Origin of the sequence: Vibrio aquimaris (assembly GCF_009363415.1) — a bacterium.
Classification (GTDB): domain Bacteria; phylum Pseudomonadota; class Gammaproteobacteria; order Enterobacterales; family Vibrionaceae; genus Vibrio; species Vibrio aquimaris.
Window position 1 is genome coordinate 1,829,340 of record NZ_CP045350.1, and the last position, 16,833, is coordinate 1,846,172.

At 42.3% G+C, this 16,833-nt stretch carries 15 protein-coding genes; 7 read left to right on the plus strand and 8 right to left on the minus strand.

Annotation, left to right across the window (positions count from 1 at the left end):
- Positions 1 to 67: 67 nt before the first annotated feature.
- Positions 68 to 430 carry a 6-carboxytetrahydropterin synthase QueD gene (gene queD / locus FIV01_RS08575; RefSeq protein WP_152430634.1) on the minus strand — a complete coding sequence of 121 codons (363 nt, stop codon included), beginning with the start codon at positions 428 to 430 and terminating at the stop codon, positions 68 to 70.
- Between the two features lie 303 nt (positions 431 to 733).
- Between queD and asnS the strand changes: the two genes are divergently transcribed.
- Positions 734 to 2,134, plus strand: coding sequence for an asparagine--tRNA ligase (gene asnS, locus FIV01_RS08580; protein ID WP_152430635.1), 1,401 nt, complete (start codon positions 734 to 736; stop codon positions 2,132 to 2,134).
- Between the two features lie 36 nt (positions 2,135 to 2,170).
- Here asnS and FIV01_RS08585 read toward each other — a convergent pair whose 3' ends face one another.
- The 3 genes from FIV01_RS08585 to FIV01_RS08595 all read right to left on the minus strand — a co-directional run bounded on the left by FIV01_RS08585 (position 2,171) and on the right by FIV01_RS08595 (position 4,610).
- A complete protein-coding gene (locus FIV01_RS08585) occupies positions 2,171 to 2,410 on the minus strand; it encodes a hypothetical protein (RefSeq protein WP_152430636.1) in 240 nt (79 codons plus the stop codon).
- A 506-nt stretch (positions 2,411 to 2,916) separates the two neighbouring features.
- Positions 2,917 to 3,126 (minus strand): hypothetical protein, encoded by a 210-nt coding sequence (locus FIV01_RS08590; protein WP_152430637.1) that lies wholly within the window; start codon positions 3,124 to 3,126, stop codon positions 2,917 to 2,919.
- A gap of 95 nt (positions 3,127 to 3,221) precedes the next feature.
- Positions 3,222 to 4,610: an aminotransferase-like domain-containing protein gene (locus tag FIV01_RS08595; protein WP_152431692.1), complete on the minus strand. Its 1,389-nt coding sequence runs from the start codon at positions 4,608 to 4,610 to the stop codon at positions 3,222 to 3,224.
- Positions 4,611 to 4,957: 347 nt separating this feature from the next.
- Between FIV01_RS08595 and FIV01_RS08600 the strand changes: the two genes are divergently transcribed.
- Both FIV01_RS08600 and FIV01_RS08605 read left to right on the plus strand, forming a co-directional pair.
- Complete coding sequence (locus tag FIV01_RS08600; protein ID WP_152430638.1) at positions 4,958 to 6,454, plus strand: HD-GYP domain-containing protein; 1,497 nt, start codon at positions 4,958 to 4,960, stop codon at positions 6,452 to 6,454.
- A 202-nt stretch (positions 6,455 to 6,656) separates the two neighbouring features.
- Positions 6,657 to 7,847 (plus strand): amino acid aminotransferase, encoded by a 1,191-nt coding sequence (locus FIV01_RS08605; RefSeq protein WP_152430639.1) that lies wholly within the window; start codon positions 6,657 to 6,659, stop codon positions 7,845 to 7,847.
- A 62-nt stretch (positions 7,848 to 7,909) separates the two neighbouring features.
- Here FIV01_RS08605 and FIV01_RS08610 read toward each other — a convergent pair whose 3' ends face one another.
- Both FIV01_RS08610 and FIV01_RS08615 read right to left on the minus strand, forming a co-directional pair.
- Positions 7,910 to 8,548, minus strand: coding sequence for an outer membrane beta-barrel protein (locus FIV01_RS08610; protein ID WP_152430640.1), 639 nt, complete (start codon positions 8,546 to 8,548; stop codon positions 7,910 to 7,912).
- Positions 8,549 to 8,731: 183 nt separating this feature from the next.
- Positions 8,732 to 11,077, minus strand: a complete 2,346-nt coding sequence (locus FIV01_RS08615) for a DEAD/DEAH box helicase (RefSeq protein WP_152431693.1) — start codon at positions 11,075 to 11,077, stop codon at positions 8,732 to 8,734.
- Positions 11,078 to 11,222: 145 nt separating this feature from the next.
- Between FIV01_RS08615 and FIV01_RS08620 the strand changes: the two genes are divergently transcribed.
- The 4 genes from FIV01_RS08620 to FIV01_RS08635 all read left to right on the plus strand — a co-directional run bounded on the left by FIV01_RS08620 (position 11,223) and on the right by FIV01_RS08635 (position 14,926).
- Positions 11,223 to 12,911 carry an NAD-dependent malic enzyme gene (locus FIV01_RS08620; RefSeq protein ID WP_152430641.1) on the plus strand — a complete coding sequence of 563 codons (1,689 nt, stop codon included), beginning with the start codon at positions 11,223 to 11,225 and terminating at the stop codon, positions 12,909 to 12,911.
- Between the two features lie 42 nt (positions 12,912 to 12,953).
- Positions 12,954 to 13,283 (plus strand): DUF3392 domain-containing protein, encoded by a 330-nt coding sequence (locus FIV01_RS08625; protein ID WP_114784624.1) that lies wholly within the window; start codon positions 12,954 to 12,956, stop codon positions 13,281 to 13,283.
- The gene (locus FIV01_RS08630) at positions 13,283 to 13,996 is read left to right on the plus strand and encodes a SanA/YdcF family protein (RefSeq protein ID WP_246210379.1); all 714 of its coding nucleotides are present in this window, start codon (positions 13,283 to 13,285) and stop codon (positions 13,994 to 13,996) included. The genes FIV01_RS08625 and FIV01_RS08630 overlap by 1 nt, the downstream gene beginning before the upstream one ends.
- A 105-nt stretch (positions 13,997 to 14,101) precedes the next feature.
- A complete protein-coding gene (locus FIV01_RS08635; protein ID WP_152430642.1) occupies positions 14,102 to 14,926 on the plus strand; it encodes a DUF2797 domain-containing protein in 825 nt (274 codons plus the stop codon).
- Between the two features lie 73 nt (positions 14,927 to 14,999).
- On the opposite strand, the gene FIV01_RS08640 is transcribed toward FIV01_RS08635, so the two are convergent.
- Both FIV01_RS08640 and FIV01_RS20735 read right to left on the minus strand, forming a co-directional pair.
- Entirely contained in the window at positions 15,000 to 16,409 is a 1,410-nt protein-coding gene (locus tag FIV01_RS08640; protein WP_246210380.1) for a M16 family metallopeptidase, read from the minus strand.
- Entirely contained in the window at positions 16,393 to 16,824 is a 432-nt protein-coding gene (locus FIV01_RS20735) for an insulinase family protein (RefSeq protein WP_246210381.1), read from the minus strand. Before FIV01_RS20735 ends, FIV01_RS08640 begins: the two co-directional genes overlap by 17 nt.
- Positions 16,825 to 16,833: the final 9 nt, after the last annotated feature.

Consider the following 16,833-nt stretch of genomic DNA (forward strand, 5'->3'; position numbering starts at 1 on the left):
AGTTTAGATATAAGATTGAAAAAGAGAGACAAAAGCCGCCTCTTCTTAACTTCATATATATTGGTGTCTAATCACCTTTATAAATGCAACCTGCCGTGCACGTTTCCTTGATTTCTACTTTACTTAATATTGGTAGTAACGGCTTCACTTTATCCCAAATCCACTTTGCTAGTACTTCACTAGTTGGGTTCTCTAATCCTTGGATTTCATTGAGATAGTGATGGTCGAGTTGTTCATATATAGGATTAAAGATTCTTTTAACTTCGGAAAAATCGATCAACCATCCAGTATGCGGATCAACCTCACCGGCAAGGTAAAGGCGAACTAAAAAAGAGTGGCCATGTAAACGTCCACACTTATGCCCTTCTGGGACATTGGGCAGGTGGTGCGCTGCTTCAAACATAAACTCTTTATACAACTCAGTTTTCATTTTGGTTCTCGGGCAATACAAAAGACATGCAATACTAAGGAAATAGTATAGTAGTGACAAGTTTTGCCAGCCGATTTGCAGGATTATTTCTTCAATGCCATTTGAGTAATGGGTGTACTGGCTGGTGAGTTACTATATTTATGCGCTTTTTACTTCACTTGCGGCGAATAAAGGTTGAAGCCTTAAATTTGAAAGGTAATATGTGGTACTTAACATATACAGTTCTGTGTTACCTGCTTTTCATTCATGTTTGGCGTCTAAAACACCGGATTGACTTTTTACTTACTGGAGAATATTTACAACATGACTTACGCGCCTGTATCCGACGTATTACGCGGAAAGCTACCAGTGGACAGTGAAGTAACTGTCCGTGGCTGGATCCGTTCACGTCGCGATTCCAAAGCTGGAATCTCTTTTCTTGCCATCTACGACGGCTCTTGTTTCGACCCGATTCAGGCCGTGGTCCCAAATAATCTCGATAATTACTCTGAAGAAGTCCTCAAACTTACTACAGGCTGTTCTGTCGAAGTCACTGGAAAAATCGTCGAGTCTCCCGCAAAAGGACAAGACTTTGAGCTTGCAGCAACCTCGGTAAAAGTGGTTGGGTGGGTGGAAGATGCTGACACTTATCCAATGGCAAAAACTCGTCACTCAATCGAGTATTTGCGTGAAGTCGCCCATTTGCGTCCAAGAACGAACGTTATAGGTGCTGTGGCAAGAGTACGTAACTGCTTATCTCAAGCCATTCACCGCTTCTACCATGAACAAGGTTACTATTGGGTTTCAGCTCCGCTTATTACTGCCTCAGATGCTGAGGGCGCTGGTGAAATGTTCCGCGTTTCAACTTTAGATATGGAAAATCTTCCTCGTAATGATGAAGGTCAAGTCGATTACAATGAAGACTTCTTCGGTAAAGAGACATTTTTAACCGTATCAGGTCAGCTAAATGCCGAGGCCTATGCGTGTGCCTTGAGCAAAGTATATACGTTTGGTCCTACATTTAGAGCAGAGAACTCGAATACGAGTCGCCATCTAGCGGAGTTTTGGATGGTAGAACCTGAAGTCGCATTTGCAGACCTTGAGGATATCGCCAAGCTTTCCGAAGATATGCTGAAATATGTCTTCAAAGCAGTTTTAGAGGAGCGTCGTGACGACCTTGAGTTTTTTGCACAGCGTATTGATAAGCAAGCCATTTCTCGTTTAGAGGCGTTCGTTGATTCTGACTTTGCTCAAGTGGACTATACTGATGCCATTCAAATCCTCCTAGATTCTGATCGCGAATTTGAATTTCCCGTTGAGTGGGGTATCGATATGTCCTCAGAACATGAGCGCTATTTAGCTGAAGAGCACTTTAAAGCGCCTGTTATTGTGAAAAACTATCCGAAAGACATTAAAGCTTTCTACATGCGTTTGAACGATGACGGTAGAACTGTCGCAGCAATGGATGTGCTAGCACCGGGTATCGGAGAGATTATTGGTGGCTCTCAACGTGAAGAACGTCTAGAGGTGCTAGATTCACGTATGCGTGATATGGGAATCGACCCAGAGCATATGGCTTGGTATCGTGACTTGCGTCGCTACGGTACAGTCCCTCATGCTGGTTTTGGCTTAGGGTTTGAGCGATTGGTTTCATACGTAACAGGTATGGGCAATGTGAGAGATGTTATTCCATTCCCACGGACACCGCGCTCAGCAAGCTTTTAAAGGCGTATACAAAAAAACCTCCCGTGGGAGGTTTTTTTATTTCATTGGACGAATAACATCAGCATTATGTGAAATTCTTTCGGTCCAAAGCTGTAAACGATGGTCAAATTTGGCTTCAGCATGGTCATGGTCTAGTGCACCAACTTGTTTTCGAGCAAAACCACCCAGATACCATTCAAGTACGTAATTTTCTTTCGCACCCTTTGCAAAGAAAGGGTTGTAAGAGGATTTCGCGGCTAATATCTCCCCTGCGTAGTAATAAATTTCCTTATCCATGAGCCGACCAGTCCTGCTTTTTTTTGTAATTTTCAGCATGGCGTTTCTTACATGACTATCACAAGCTTCGTATGACTTAAGCTTGTGTTGATTAGATAAATCATAGGGTACACGTTAAACGAGATCCGCATTAGCGAAGTTCTATCTTTGAAAGAAACCGTTAGCTAGTGAAGCGCTATGGATGCTATATGCGATACTATGTTTAACTTTAGTGGGCGCAAAGTTAACACCATTGATATGAAGTTACAATTGGTATGATAAAAGAAGAGAAATAGTCACAAAAGATCATTTTTATGACTCAGTGATATTTTTAAGTTTACCTGCAAAAAAGTTAAGTTATTACCCTATAAAATCAAGATGACATATTTTTAGAAAAACTTTAAGCTTATGAGCTTTAAAGCATAATACACAAGACAATGCGAATAGGACTGATAGAATGAGAATATCAGCCCCTTAGGGTAAATAACTAAGCATAACCAATAGATCACTGCTTACTCTTCGTATAATTACGAGCTTTTTTCCTCTTTTATTGTATACCTAAAACCAAAAATACAAAGAATGAGTAATACAAAGGGAATGGCAGCTGCCGTGTACTCAACCCATGCTAGGCCAGCAAAAGACTTAGCCAAAATCAAGTGACCGAAGATGAGCAAAAAAGCGCTTATCATAGCAACAGCAAATAAATAGAACTGAAGGGTGTAATTGGGTGCGATCATACATACCTCTCTACGCTGAATAACTGCGACCATTGCAACACAGGTTCGGCACATTCAATCAGTACAGTTACCCCAATAAATACACAAACAGTTGCCTAGCCATTGACCTCCATCGCAATATGTTTAATCGCTTTAGCTAGCTCTGGCGTCATCTCATAAGAAGTATTTAAGCGCATACAATCTTGGAACTTCTCTCTGGCACTGAAAAGGCAACCATAGGCGATACTGATCCCCTTCATTTTTAGGTTTCGATACATTCGATAAGTATCAATTTTTTCCCCTAGCTTAAGCCATATAAAATAACCTCCTCTGGGAAGAGTCATTTTAACATTAGCTGGAATGTGACGTTGCAGCACTTCAATAAAAGACTGTTGACGATAACTTAACTCTTTGCGAAGTTTTCGATAATGACTGTCTAAGCTTTCATACTGCAAGAAATGAGCAACTCCCTCCTGCACCGGCACGCTTCCTGAGAGCGTTGATACCAATTGGGCTTTTTCCAACCGCTGATGAAGCTTTCTATTTACTACCCAACCAATTCGATAACCTGGACACAATGATTTAGAAAAAGAACCGCACAGGAGTACCCTATCTTCTTCGTCCCAATACTTGAGAGGAATTGGGCGTAGTTCACCAAAATAGAGTTCTGAATAAACATCATCTTCCACCACAGCTAGATGATATTGCTTCGCTAACTCAATAATTTTTCGTCGTTTTTCAGTCGATAAACAAGTACCTGTTGGGTTATGAAAACTTGGCATAAGCCAGCACGCTCTTATGTTGTTCTGGCTGATTAGTTTTTCAAATTGGTCAACAAGTAATCCTTCTTCCAAGTCGACAGGTACTTCAATAGCCTTAAGCCCCAACCTCTCGATAGCTTGTATTGCACCATAAAACGCAGGAGCTTCAATCACTACCGAATCACCCGGATTAGTAACAACTTGCAAGCTTAGATTTAGGGCTTCCATCGCTCCAGATGTGATGACAATGTCATCATGAGAAACCGTTAGTCCATGATTAATATATCTCTGCGCAATCTGGCGCCTCAATGATTCATTACCTGGAGGCATGTTATTGAACACGCTTTGAGTTGGCATTTTACGCCCTGCACTTGCCAAATGGCGATTAAGTGACTGCAGTGGAAAAAGATCGGGATCCGGGAAAGCGCAGCCCAAGGCTATGCCGACATTAGTATTACTTTGCAAAAACTCATAGAGTTTGTCGTTATATTTAGGCCTAATGAATTTCTCACAACTTTCTAACAACACTCTATCCATGATTGGAGTGACAAAAAAGCCAGATTGTGGTTTTGCGACCAGCCACCCCTTGGATTCAAGCAGTTGGTATGCTTGCAAAACAGTTGATGCACTAACCGAGCAGTTACGACTGGTCACTCTGACAGAAGGGACTTTCTCCCCTGAACGCCAAATTCCACTTTTAATTTGTAATTTGAGTTGTTCCGCAAGCTGCTGGTAGCGAGTCATATGCCCTTCACCTTCAATAAAAAGCATAATTTAATTATGCACTTAGGAAATCACACTAAGGCTTTAGCCTAATAGATCAACATTTACATGCCCCTCACTATATAAAGTGTGAGGCCATCGACACTGATAGTCAGTATTAGCGACGTAGAAAGGATACATTCGCGCTTATGTCAGTTATATCTGCTAGATTTGATTAATATTGCATATCATATATCTAACGCTAAACCAGTGGCTTATATATTGAACAACCTCTTAATGAAAGAAGTCATCAGTACATCAGGTCATATAAATGGTGGTGTTTCATTTGACCCATATTTGGGCAAACGGCGGCTAGGGAAGGGCTAAGTATGGTAAATCCAAGTTATGACAGACGTCTCACATTTAAGCTGTATGTGATCGCAGGTGTGGTCTTTGCGTTGTACGGTGGAAGGGTATGTCCATTTTTGGAAAGCCTCACCGCAAAAGAGATTTTTTTCCATGTTGGGCTTACTTTTTTATTGCTGTTTCTTGCTCGGCATTTCTTACTCAGCCGTCACCCTCTCATCGAGGAACAGAATCACGCAAAGCTCGATTCCACTCTATTTTTTATGGCGTCTATTCCACTCGCACTATTTTATAACGTCTATTATAGCTTTGGGCTAGAGAGTAACTTTAAAGTGATCTTGGGGATGACTTTGTTTGGCTTTTTATCCGGTTTAATACTACAACTGTCGAGCAAAATCGAACACTTTTCCGAGATGAAAGACAATGCTGAAATATTCAAACTCAGTGGAGAGCGCCAATCTATCGTTAAGCAAATGGGTATCATGATTACAGCATTAATCATTACTTTAACAACTTTGCTCAGTATGGTGGCGGTAAAAGATATTTTTTGGCTAGAGCATAATCCCGAACGTTTGATCGATGGTAGCGGCACCATCAGCGTTCTCAAAGAGTTTTTATATATTTCGGTAGTAATGTTATGTTACGTTGTAACTATACTTATGCTTTGGGCAAAACTAACTCGTCAGATTCTACTCTCTCAAGAATCTTCATTACTTGAAGTGACCAAAGGCAACATTGAAAAACGTTTGCCTGTTTTTGAGCATAACGAGCTTGGATCCATGGCCTCACTGACTAATCATATGCTTGACAGCTTACAATCGAGCCAAGACGAGGTAAAAACAACGAGAGACGTGGCGATTGTTTCTTTATCGGCATTAGCTGAATCTCGAGACAACGAGACCGGGGCACATATTCTACGGACTCAAGAATATGTGAGAGCTCTTGCCACCTATCTCAGTCAGTTTGATAAACATAAACAACTGCTAACACCCGATTATATAGAACTGCTTTATAAATCCGCGCCCTTACATGATGTGGGAAAAGTCGGTATACCTGACAATATCTTACTTAAGCCGGGTAAATTAACCGAAGAAGAATTCGAAATCATGAAAGCGCACCCAGAAATAGGTTCAAATGCTCTTTCTATTGCAGAAAAACACCTTGGAAGCAATTCATTCCTGCGTCTTGCGAAAGAAATCTCCCTCACACACCATGAAAAGTGGGATGGTAGTGGATACCCAAAATCGCTTGCTGGAGAAGAAATACCTATTTCAGGGAGACTTATGGCAATAGCAGATGTTTATGATGCTCTCATTTGCGAGCGCATATACAAAAAAGCTTTTCCTCACGAACAAGCCAAAGCGATTATCATAGAGGGGCGAGGATCTCACTTTGACCCCGAAATTGTTGATGCATTCTTAGCCATCGAGCAAGAGTTTATCGACATTGCTGATAAATACAGACGTATTGAGAGGGAAGAAAATGCTCAAGCCGAGGAAGAAATACGTGCTCAGGCATAGAAAAGCTTTCATGTCTATCCCCGTGACGCAGGCTTGAACGTCTCGGTATTTTTGCGATTTTAGCCCTACTCCAACGGTAACCAGACAAAGTTAGTTGAATTATGCATTTTATTGCTCGCCAATCTTGTTTCCACAAGCCTACATAAGGTATAAATAAGTACACTATTACTATCCCTTCCTTTGATTAACACGGATGACCATTATGTTTGAAAAAGTCGCTGCTGCACCTGCTGATCCAATTCTCGGACTAACAGAAGAGTTCAAAAATGACGCTCGTGCAGACAAAATTAACCTCGGTGTCGGTATCTACAAAAATGAGCAAGGTGAAACTCCTGTACTAACAACAGTCAAAAAAGCAGAAGCCGCTTTGCTAGAAAACGAAAAGACTAAGTCTTATCTGACTATTGAGGGGACTGCTGAGTACGGTCTGGCAGTACAAAAACTCTTATTCGGTAGTGACGCTGATATCGTAACGAATAAGCTTGCCAAAACAGCTCAAGCTCCCGGTGGTACTGGCGCATTGCGCGTCGCGGCTGAGTTCATCAAACGCCAGCTAGGTGACGTGAAAATTTGGATCAGTAATCCTACTTGGGCCAATCATAACGCCGTATTTACCGCAGCTGGATTAGAGACTGCCCAATATAGCTATTACAATGCGCAAACAAAAGACAAAGACTTCTCTGCCATGCTAGCGGATTTGGAACGCGCAGAAAAAGGTGATGTTGTTCTTTTACATGGTTGTTGCCACAACCCGACGGGTATTGATCCTACAAGAGAAGAGTGGGAAACCCTAGCTAAACTCATTTCCTCCAAACAGCTACTACCACTCTTTGACTTCGCCTATCAAGGTTTTGCTAAAGGCGTGGAAGAAGATGCCGAAGGGCTGCGTATTTTCTCTGTACATAACAGAGAAATTTTAGTCGCAAGTTCATTCTCTAAGAACTTTGGACTTTATAACGAACGTGTTGGTGCCTTCACTCTCGTCGCTGAATCAGAGAGCGTTGCAACAACAGCATTCTCTCAAGTGAAAGCAATCATACGTTCAATCTATTCAAATCCTCCAGCTCACGGCAGTGCAGTCGTTACCCACATTCTCAACAACGAACAACTACGTACTGAGTGGGAAGCTGAAGTGAAAGAAATGCGCGACCGTATTCAGGACATGCGAGAGCTTTTCGTAACAACGCTCAAAGAACAAGGAGTGAGTGCAGACTTTAGTTTCATCGAGCGTCAAAATGGTATGTTCTCATTCTCTGGTCTTACAAAAGAGCAAGTTACTCGACTCAAAGACGAGTTTGGCATTTATATCGTTGGCTCTGGGCGTATCAGCGTTGCAGGCATGACTCGTTCAAATATGCTGCCACTTTGTAAAGCAATAGCGGCTGTTCTGTAGAAAAACATAATGGTAAGAGCCAGCTTAAACTGACTCTTACCATTACTCGTGAAAGTGGCAAATCAATACATGTATTTCAGACTAATACCCGCTTCGTTCGTTGTCGTCTTACCATAGTTCTTATGGGTGTAAAATCCTGCAATAACAAACATTTTATTTATGTTGTAGCCAGCACGCATATTAAAAATATCCTCATCCAAAATATCACTACGTCTTAACTCCCCTGTTAATGAAATTTGCCAATCTTGGTTTACTTCGTACTGCAGACTTATATCGCCGCCCCACATAAAATCATTATCGCTAAAGAGCTTTTCATCGGTCGTATCATTGGTCTTAGATGACCAAACATAGCCTATTTTAACACCAGCAATGATGTCCCACTTGTCTTCTAGCGAATAGCTCAATGCCATACCAGGAAGCAACATATAATTTTCAGTTGTTGTGTTGTCATTGGGATGAATAAACCTTGCCTCATAATCAATGGTGGCAAGGATTTGATCTTCAACAATTCTTTTACCTCCAACGGCCAAGGACGTCACGCTGCTGTTCGTACCAAGATCATCGTTAAAAGAGCCCGCCGCCAAATCCGCATAGAGATAATTGTAATTGAAGTTGTTACTGGCGTTGGCATGGGTAGGAAGGAAAAATAGAGCCCACCACAATGTCACAGAAGGTCTGGTAAAAGAAAGTTTGTCATCCATGGGCACCTCTACAACACAAGTTAACCACGCCATGTATTTGATAGAAGACATTGCCAAAACATGTCAGCTTTATCTGTGTTGATAGTATAGCCCACTGACTGAAGCTGATAGTCTGTTTACACAATCACAAATATTGAAAAACCCGTTTTTCTTCTCTTATAACAACTTAGAACTGAGCCACCACTAGCGAATATCAACAACTCTACTTGCCTTCTTGTATTGTATCCGCCAGCCAGACCACCTCGGCAGCTCCCACCTTTTGGGATCACTTTTGCGAAGTCCAGATTGGTATTTAACATGAACCAGTTTCTTGTTTGGAAAATATTCAACGGTTAAGTTTAAATCACCAATAAAGAGCTCAAATGGGAATTTAGATGCGAAATCTTCATATTCCCACGCAGGAACACCCTCAAATGGGAAGTCATCATCATTGAACAGTTTTAAATCCGATAGGTCAGTCAGCTCAAGTTCCTCTAACTGACCTAAAAACCAGGACTCAAAACTAAGATCTTCCACTTCTTTCGATAACGATTTATTTTCTAGAGCTTGATACAATTTCCAGTGCTTAATCTCTTCATTTCGTCGTTTAGCAAAGCCCAGTAGTACTTGTTCCTGCTTAACCGCTTCTAGTAGTATTTTGCTCGCAGCCTCTCCTTGCGCTAATTGGATTTTTGTGGCAACGCTACGTCCGGCATACATCAACTGCATTTCAACATGTGGTACGTCATCATGTGACACAATATTGCCTTCTGCCCATTCGCCAATATTGAGCTTTTCAAATATGGCCAACCTCACCGGTAGAGTGTGAGTTGCAATATTAAGTGTCTGCTTTACTCCTCGCCCCGGTAAGCTATGAGTATCCATAACCAAAGTAGCCTCTACTCTGTCTTGTAGACGACTATTGCGACCCAGTGTAATCTCCATTTGGCCGTTAGAAAATGTATCTCGACGCTTTTCACGACGCACAAATAGAAGCTCTGGGTGTAGCTTTGCAATAGCTTCAACGAATTCTTCATGGTCAAAACGAGAAGCAACCTCAAGTTTGGGTAACTCAAACACTACTCTCATTTGTTCAGCGAGCTTTTGAGCTTCCTTTAACACTTCGTGGTCAATAGTCACACCCGTAAAGGTCCCCCCTCTTAACACTCGGATCATCAACTGGCCATCACTACCCAAAGGCTCTTCGTTAACAAGCTGCTGCTGCAATTCTTCAGCAGGAGAAATTCGACATAGAGTTCCAGGTGTTGCTAATACAGAAGTTAGATCCACCATTGCTTCCTGAAGGTTACGTTTTGGCATACGAGTAGCAAGATCGGCATACAATGCATCAATCGGAAGTGGATACAAACGCTGCCCATGCTGTGTTGCGTGCCCCTGCGAATCTATTGCGTTCATCTTTTCAAGCATAGTATGTGCTTGATGGAGCGATTTCTCTGGTAACGAGTCTAAGAAGCTCAAATCGGATAATCGGTATCCACAGCATGCGGCTGCAAGCATTGGCTCACTGAGCGCTTCGCGATGAAGCTCTGGTGGCGTTACCTCAACTAGTGCTGCATGTTCGCCATATAGTCTTATACATAATCCATCCATGACCCTTCCTGCACGACCACTGCGTTGCCGTGCACTTGCTTTAGAAATATGCTTCAAACACAAGGTGGTCTTGCCATTTCTCTGTTCCGTTCGGCGCTCCAAGCCCGAGTCTATTACCGCGATAATGTTAGGTATCGTTAGTGACGTTTCGGCAACATTGGTCGCTAAGACCACTTTTTTTCGACTCTGAGGTGTTAGAGCAAGATCTCTTTGTTGATCGGTTACTGACGCATGAAGCGGAGCGACTATCACATCCGACATATTTGATAGCACACTTTGACATTGAGCAATCTCCTTACGACCGGGTAAAAAAACCAGAATATCACCATCTAGATCCATTAAATGTTCGACTTCTTTTTTTACTCTCAACTCTAGGTTTCTGCCGTCTGGAAGCTGGCGAGAATCTCCACTTCGGTATTCGATTGACACATGGTAACTTCTTCTCGTCGACTGCAATCGCTCGGCATTCAGATAATTTGCCAGCTTCTGTCCTTCAATTGTTGCCGAGGTAATAACTAGCCGGTGGCTATTGTATCGTTTCAATAGTGCAACAAGTAAATCTGTATCCCAACGACGTTCATGAAATTCATCCACAATAACGATATCAAAATCAGAGAGCTTATTTTCAGCGAGCCAACGTAGTGCAACCCCCGGAGTGACAAAGATAATCTGACTATCATCAGTAGAGCAATTTTCGAGCTTAATGGAGTAACCCACTGATTGTCCAACAGACTCGTTTTTCTGATCTGCAACATACTGCGCAAGAGACGTACAAGCTATGCGTCGTGGCTCTACCACTAGTACTTTTCCCCTCGTTTGAGCCCAAACGGGTAACCTCGTTGATTTGCCGGAGCCTGTTTCGGCTTCTACTATCATATTGTGAGTAGATAAATGGTTGAGAAAGTCAGATTTGAGGGTATCTATGGGTAAGCTGAGCATAGTGCGCATCGAGATCTCGGAAAAGGTGGAAAGTATATACTTATTCTGGTCCATAATGCAGGAATATTCGGTTTACAATAAGGTTAGTAATCCCTATCATTTTCTGGTTCCCGTTCCTTAAGACCCTACATTTTATAGGCAAGTGATGAATAACGATAAACGCCCCTTATACATTCCGTACGCTGGTCCAGCCCTTCTCAGTACGCCGCTTCTCAACAAAGGCAGTGCTTTTACCGCCGAAGAACGTGCGTCTTTCAACCTAGAAGGCCTATTACCGGAAAAGACTGAAACTATTCAGGAGCAGGTGGAGCGCGCGTACCAACAGTACCAAAATTTTGAAAGCGATATGGCCAAGCATATTTATCTGCGCAATATCCAAGATACAAACGAGACTGTATTCTATCGGCTACTACAAAATCATGTGTCTGAAATGATGCCGATTATATACACACCTACTGTTGGTGCGGCATGTGAGAACTTTTCGAATATCTATCGTAGAGGTCGAGGCCTCTTTATCTCCTACGCTAATCGTGACAGAATCGATGATCTGCTAAACAATGCCTCAAACCATAATGTAAAAGTCATCGTGGTGACTGACGGCGAACGTATCTTAGGTCTAGGTGACCAGGGTATAGGCGGCATGGGAATTCCAATAGGTAAATTGGCACTTTACACTGCTTGTGGTGGTATCAGTCCCGCCTACACACTGCCTATCGTGTTGGATGTAGGTACAAACAATCCACAACGTCTTGCAGACCCAATGTATATGGGCTGGCGCCACCCTCGCATAACAGGTGAAGAATATGATGGCTTTGTTGAAGATTTTATCCAAGCCGTTCATCATCGTTGGCCTGAAGCTCTAATCCAGTTTGAAGATTTCGCTCAAAAGAATGCGATGCCTTTACTGGAGCGCTACAAAGACCGTATTTGCTGTTTTAACGATGATATTCAAGGCACGGCAGCAGTCACTGTGGGTTCACTCTTAGCGGCTTGCCAGGCGGCGGGAACTAAGCTTTCAGAGCAACGCATCACTTTTCTCGGCGCGGGTTCTGCTGGTTGTGGAATAGCAGAAGCCATCATAGCTCAAATGATTTCCGAAGGCATTTCAGATCAGCAGGCTCGGTCTCAGGTATTTATGGTTGATCGCTGGGGTCTGTTGCAAGAAGGCATGCCCAATCTGCTCGACTTCCAACAAAGATTGGTTCAAAAGCACAGCGTAACCGACAAATGGGAAGCTGAAGGAACTGGGTTCTCATTGCTAGATGTTATTCGAAATGGACAACCAACCGTGTTAATTGGTGTATCTGGTGCGCCCGGTTTGTTTAGTGAAGATGTTATCAAGGAAATGCATAAGCACTGTCCTCGCCCAATTGTTTTCCCGCTCTCAAATCCAACCAGTCGAGTTGAAGCAACTCCTCACGATATTATTGAATGGACGAATGGTGAAGCACTTGTCGCAACAGGAAGTCCGTTTGATCCCGTAGTCCACGCAGGCAAAACTTACCCTATTGCCCAATGTAACAACAGCTATATATTCCCCGGCATTGGCTTGGGAGTCCTGTCTGTGCAAGCAAAACGGGTTACAGACGAAATGCTGATGGAGTCAAGTCGTGCACTAGCAAAATGTTCTCCAATGGCAGTCAACGGCCAAGGCGCTCTACTACCACCGTTAGAAGCCATTCATTCAGTATCGAAGAAGATCGCCTTTGCGGTGGCCAAAAAAGCCATAGAAGAAGGTGTCGCATTAGAGATCCCAGACGATGCATTGGAAGAATCCATTGAACATCACTTCTGGCAACCTGTATACCGCAAGTACAAACGCACTTCATTCTAAATTCTTAACGGTACGAGCCCCTGGCAACAGGGGCCTTTATATATGATGTTTTTTGACTTTTTTGCCCCTGCGGGTCAATACCTTCTGCCCTACTTAAATGAAATATCCATTGCGCTGATAGCTTGCCTATTGGTTGTGTTCGGCGGTGAAATCAATACCTTACTCAGAAGAGTGCTTCGTAACCAACACTTCTTAATGCGAACGGCAGCTTTTATTTTAATCAATGCATTTGGATACGGTTTAATTATTGTAAAAGCAACACCTTACCTAACTCGGACATTGCATAGCTTAGATACAGGCATCATGTTCTCTATTGTTGTTGTATGCTTTATATTTATCGGCTCATGGGCGCAACGGAATCGACAAATTTAGTGAGAAGGCTTTTTCACCAACCTAAACCCTCGGACCATTATTTGGCATACTTGCTAAAGGGGTTCAAGTGTTTGCCAATTATTTTGGTTTTAGGCTCCGCAGTACTTTTTGCTATCGATCGCTGGGTCTCCTATCAAACCAGAGATCAGCTTTACAGCGTTTCAGAGGAAATTGGTAAGTTTGACGTAGCTGTTGTACTCGGTACCAGTAAATATCTTGGCAAGGTTTTAAACGATTATTACAGTAATCGAATCGATGCAGCCATAGACTTATACAAAAGAGAGAAGGTTGATAGCTTTCTTCTTAGTGGTGATAATGCCCATCGTTCCTACAATGAACCTTGGACCATGAAGAGAGATTTGCTCAAAGCTGACATTCCCGAATCGAGCATTTTTCTTGATTACGCAGGTTTTAGGACTCTTGACTCCATTGTCCGAGCTAAAGAAATCTTCGAAACTGATAACTTCTTAATCATCACTCAAAAATTTCACTGCGAGCGCGCACTGTTCATCGCTAATTTTCATCATATCAAGGCTAAGTGTTTTGCCGTTCCTGGACCCAGCACGCACTCGGGATACCAAATCAGGCTACGTGAGGTGTTTGCCAGAGCAAAAGCCGTTCTTGATCTTTATATCATGCGTGAACGACCCAAATTTCTTGGTCCCAAAGAACCCATACACGGGGATGACGCGGATCAAAACTTTAATAACTGAACGAGCAGCAGCATACTTACCCCTGAGTTCTTTGGCTGACTGAAATTATTTTCAATACTCCAATCAAATAAACTGAAATTACACTTAAAATAAAGAGCAATGTCTATGTCTTCCATCGCGAAAGGTACATTAAAAAAAATGCATGCCTCACTAGATGAACAGGTTCACTATCAACTGCCTGTGGGTGAGCAAGTTATTAATCTTAAGCCATTTATCGGCAAAACTCTTACTCTAACCCATACTGGCAATATTTTTTGTTGTTCATGTGGTAAGAAAACGAAGAAAAGCTATTCACAGGGCCATTGTTTCGTATGCATGAAAAAGCTTGCTAGCTGCGATATGTGCATAATGAAACCAGAAACATGTCACTATGACCAAGGTACTTGCCGAGAACCCTCTTGGGGTGAGGAAAACTGTATGGTCGACCACTACGTCTATCTATCTAATACTTCAGGTGTCAAAGTCGGTATTACCAGACATACACAAATTCCTACTCGATGGATAGATCAGGGGGCTACTCAAGGGTTGCCAATATTTAAAGTCCAAACCCGTCATATATCCGGACTCATTGAAGTTGAAATCGCCAAACATATCGCCGATAAAACAAATTGGAGAACATTACTCAAACAAGATGGGGAACCTCTAGCCCTAGAGCAAAAGTTTTCTGAGCTGCTACCTCTTATTGAACCCAAAATCGAAGAAATCAGACAAAAGTTTGGGGAAAGTTCAATAGAAATACTTGATGACCCAATCACCTCAATCGATTATCCAGTGCTTAAACATCCTAGTAAAATCACATCGCACAACTTCGATAAAGATCCCCAAGTCACAGGTACGCTTGAGGGTATCAAAGGGCAATATATGATTTTTGACACCGGCGTCATCAATATTCGTAAATTTACTTCCTATGAAGTAGAAGTCTCTGACTAACAGTCACAAAAAAGCCCTTATATTCACAATAAGGGCTTTTTTTGCATTGAGTTAATGTTGATCCCGTTCCTGTTTAGTCTAAAGGGCTCAGGATATATACGTAAGAATCTGAACTTTCGCCAAAAGACTCATTTATGCGTTCTCTAACCTCACTCATCGAAATATCGGCAATAATTCCCTTTGCATCAGCTAATACACTTTTTCCAAAATCATTTAACATATACAAAGCACGCAACCAAGCGGTGCTATCTGCATTGTCTGTAATATCTTCCAATTTAGTAGAAAGTTGCTTCTTAGCCGACTGTAACTCTGATTCTGTAATTGATGCCCGTAAGTCATTTATCACGTGGGACACAGCCTTTTCTACCTGTGGTAAATCCTGCACCGCTACCTGAGATTCAATTACCCAGTCAGTCACAGTTTGGTTAAAGCCCATATTCGGGTAGCTGACCGGAGAATAATCTAGGCTCATCTCCTCTCTGACATAACTGTGCAAACGATTTTCCAATATGTGCTCTATCATCTGGTCGACGATATCAAGCCTCGGATTTTGCGCTCTTGCCTGTTTATTGAGTGTCCTTAGTACAAACCCGCCCTTTTGTTCATTGTTGATAGCGAGGTTAATTCTTGCATCAGGTCGAGGATTGAAGTCGATCTGGTGTGAAGCTAGGTTTGCTTCTTGTAAGGGCAGTGTTGCTACGTAGTTATTTATTGAATCTACAATATCAGCAGATTTTATATCGGCAATAACCACCAATTTATTATTGCGTGACTGCCTGAACAAATGTTCAAATGCTTGCTGAACTTTATCCATCGTTACCTTATTAAAATCTTGCGCATAAATTGGGAAGTATGTACTACTCGAAGCGTAAGTGTTGGTTGCCATGGCATCATACCACTGCCCAAGAGGAGATTTAAGATGGGTGAGCGCTTGATCCGAAAACTCTCGTTTAATCACTTCAACTTGCTTAAGATCAAACTTGGGATATGCAATGAATGTATGTAAATACTGAAGTGCTTGGTCAAGGTTTTCTCGAGGCACAGTTATTGAAAACCCATGCTCCGTACTGTTAATAAAGCCTTGCGTATCAATCGCGTTTTTACGCGTAAAAGCTTTCATTTGTGAACCGTCAAAGTTACCGACGCCACTTCGAGCAATGACAGGCAACAATATAGCAGCCGCCGGCAATAACTCTCTGTCTAATGAGGTTAAACCTCCCTGAGACATATAAACAAGATCAACAAGGTCGCTTTTCACATCTTGGTCTAGCAGGACTTCTATGCCATTATCTAATGTCCAAAGCTCTTCACCATTGACAAATACGGTCGAACTAGGCAGTGATTTAGAAGACTTCACCTCAGCTAATCCATTAACATCAAAACTAATCTGGTTATTTACAACTCCTGTCATTCGATACATGCTTTTCCACTCTGGCAGCGCTTGCTCAATATGCTCGATGGACTCACTAGCTCCGATGCCCAACGAACATTCCATAAGAAGAAGATAGCATATTGTTTAAGTGCTGATTGACGGTATTGATATCTGCACTTTGAATCACATTATCAAGATTGAGCTTGTAGTCTTCGCATAATTGAGTGTGCTCACTAGTCATTCGCTCAATTTCTTTTGCGGGAAAGTTCTCACTCCCCTCAAACGCAAGGTGTTCAGCATAATGAGCGTATCCCAGCTGATCAGGTTCTTCTGCGCCTGAGCCAACTCTGACCAACAGTTGCATGGATACTTTTTTGGAATTCATAGGATAAAGGTGATACTTCATGCCATTATCCAGCGTGCCTGATGACCAGTTAGTATTCGGTTGAATCGGAGGAGACTGAGACGGAGTATTCTGGGCACACCCAACAAGTAGTAGCCAACATAGGGCAAAAGTTTTTTTCATTATGGTACT

Bases quoted from the DNA above. Each gene is read 5' to 3' on its own strand.
- queD (WP_152430634.1), bottom strand. From the start codon at position 430: ATGAAAACTGAGTTGTATAAAGAGTTTATGTTTGAAGCAGCGCACCAC.
- asnS (WP_152430635.1), top strand. From the start codon at position 734: ATGACTTACGCGCCTGTATCCGACGTATTACGCGGAAAGCTACCAGTG.
- FIV01_RS08585 (WP_152430636.1), bottom strand. From the start codon at position 2,410: ATGGATAAGGAAATTTATTACTACGCAGGGGAGATATTAGCCGCGAAA.
- FIV01_RS08590 (WP_152430637.1), bottom strand. From the start codon at position 3,126: ATGATCGCACCCAATTACACCCTTCAGTTCTATTTATTTGCTGTTGCT.
- FIV01_RS08595 (WP_152431692.1), bottom strand. From the start codon at position 4,610: ATGACTCGCTACCAGCAGCTTGCGGAACAACTCAAATTACAAATTAAA.
- FIV01_RS08600 (WP_152430638.1), top strand. From the start codon at position 4,958: ATGGTAAATCCAAGTTATGACAGACGTCTCACATTTAAGCTGTATGTG.
- FIV01_RS08605 (WP_152430639.1), top strand. From the start codon at position 6,657: ATGTTTGAAAAAGTCGCTGCTGCACCTGCTGATCCAATTCTCGGACTA.
- FIV01_RS08610 (WP_152430640.1), bottom strand. From the start codon at position 8,548: ATGGATGACAAACTTTCTTTTACCAGACCTTCTGTGACATTGTGGTGG.
- FIV01_RS08615 (WP_152431693.1), bottom strand. From the start codon at position 11,077: ATGCTCAGCTTACCCATAGATACCCTCAAATCTGACTTTCTCAACCAT.
- FIV01_RS08620 (WP_152430641.1), top strand. From the start codon at position 11,223: ATGAATAACGATAAACGCCCCTTATACATTCCGTACGCTGGTCCAGCC.
- FIV01_RS08625 (WP_114784624.1), top strand. From the start codon at position 12,954: ATGATGTTTTTTGACTTTTTTGCCCCTGCGGGTCAATACCTTCTGCCC.
- FIV01_RS08635 (WP_152430642.1), top strand. From the start codon at position 14,102: ATGTCTTCCATCGCGAAAGGTACATTAAAAAAAATGCATGCCTCACTA.
- FIV01_RS20735 (WP_246210381.1), bottom strand. From the start codon at position 16,824: ATGAAAAAAACTTTTGCCCTATGTTGGCTACTACTTGTTGGGTGTGCC.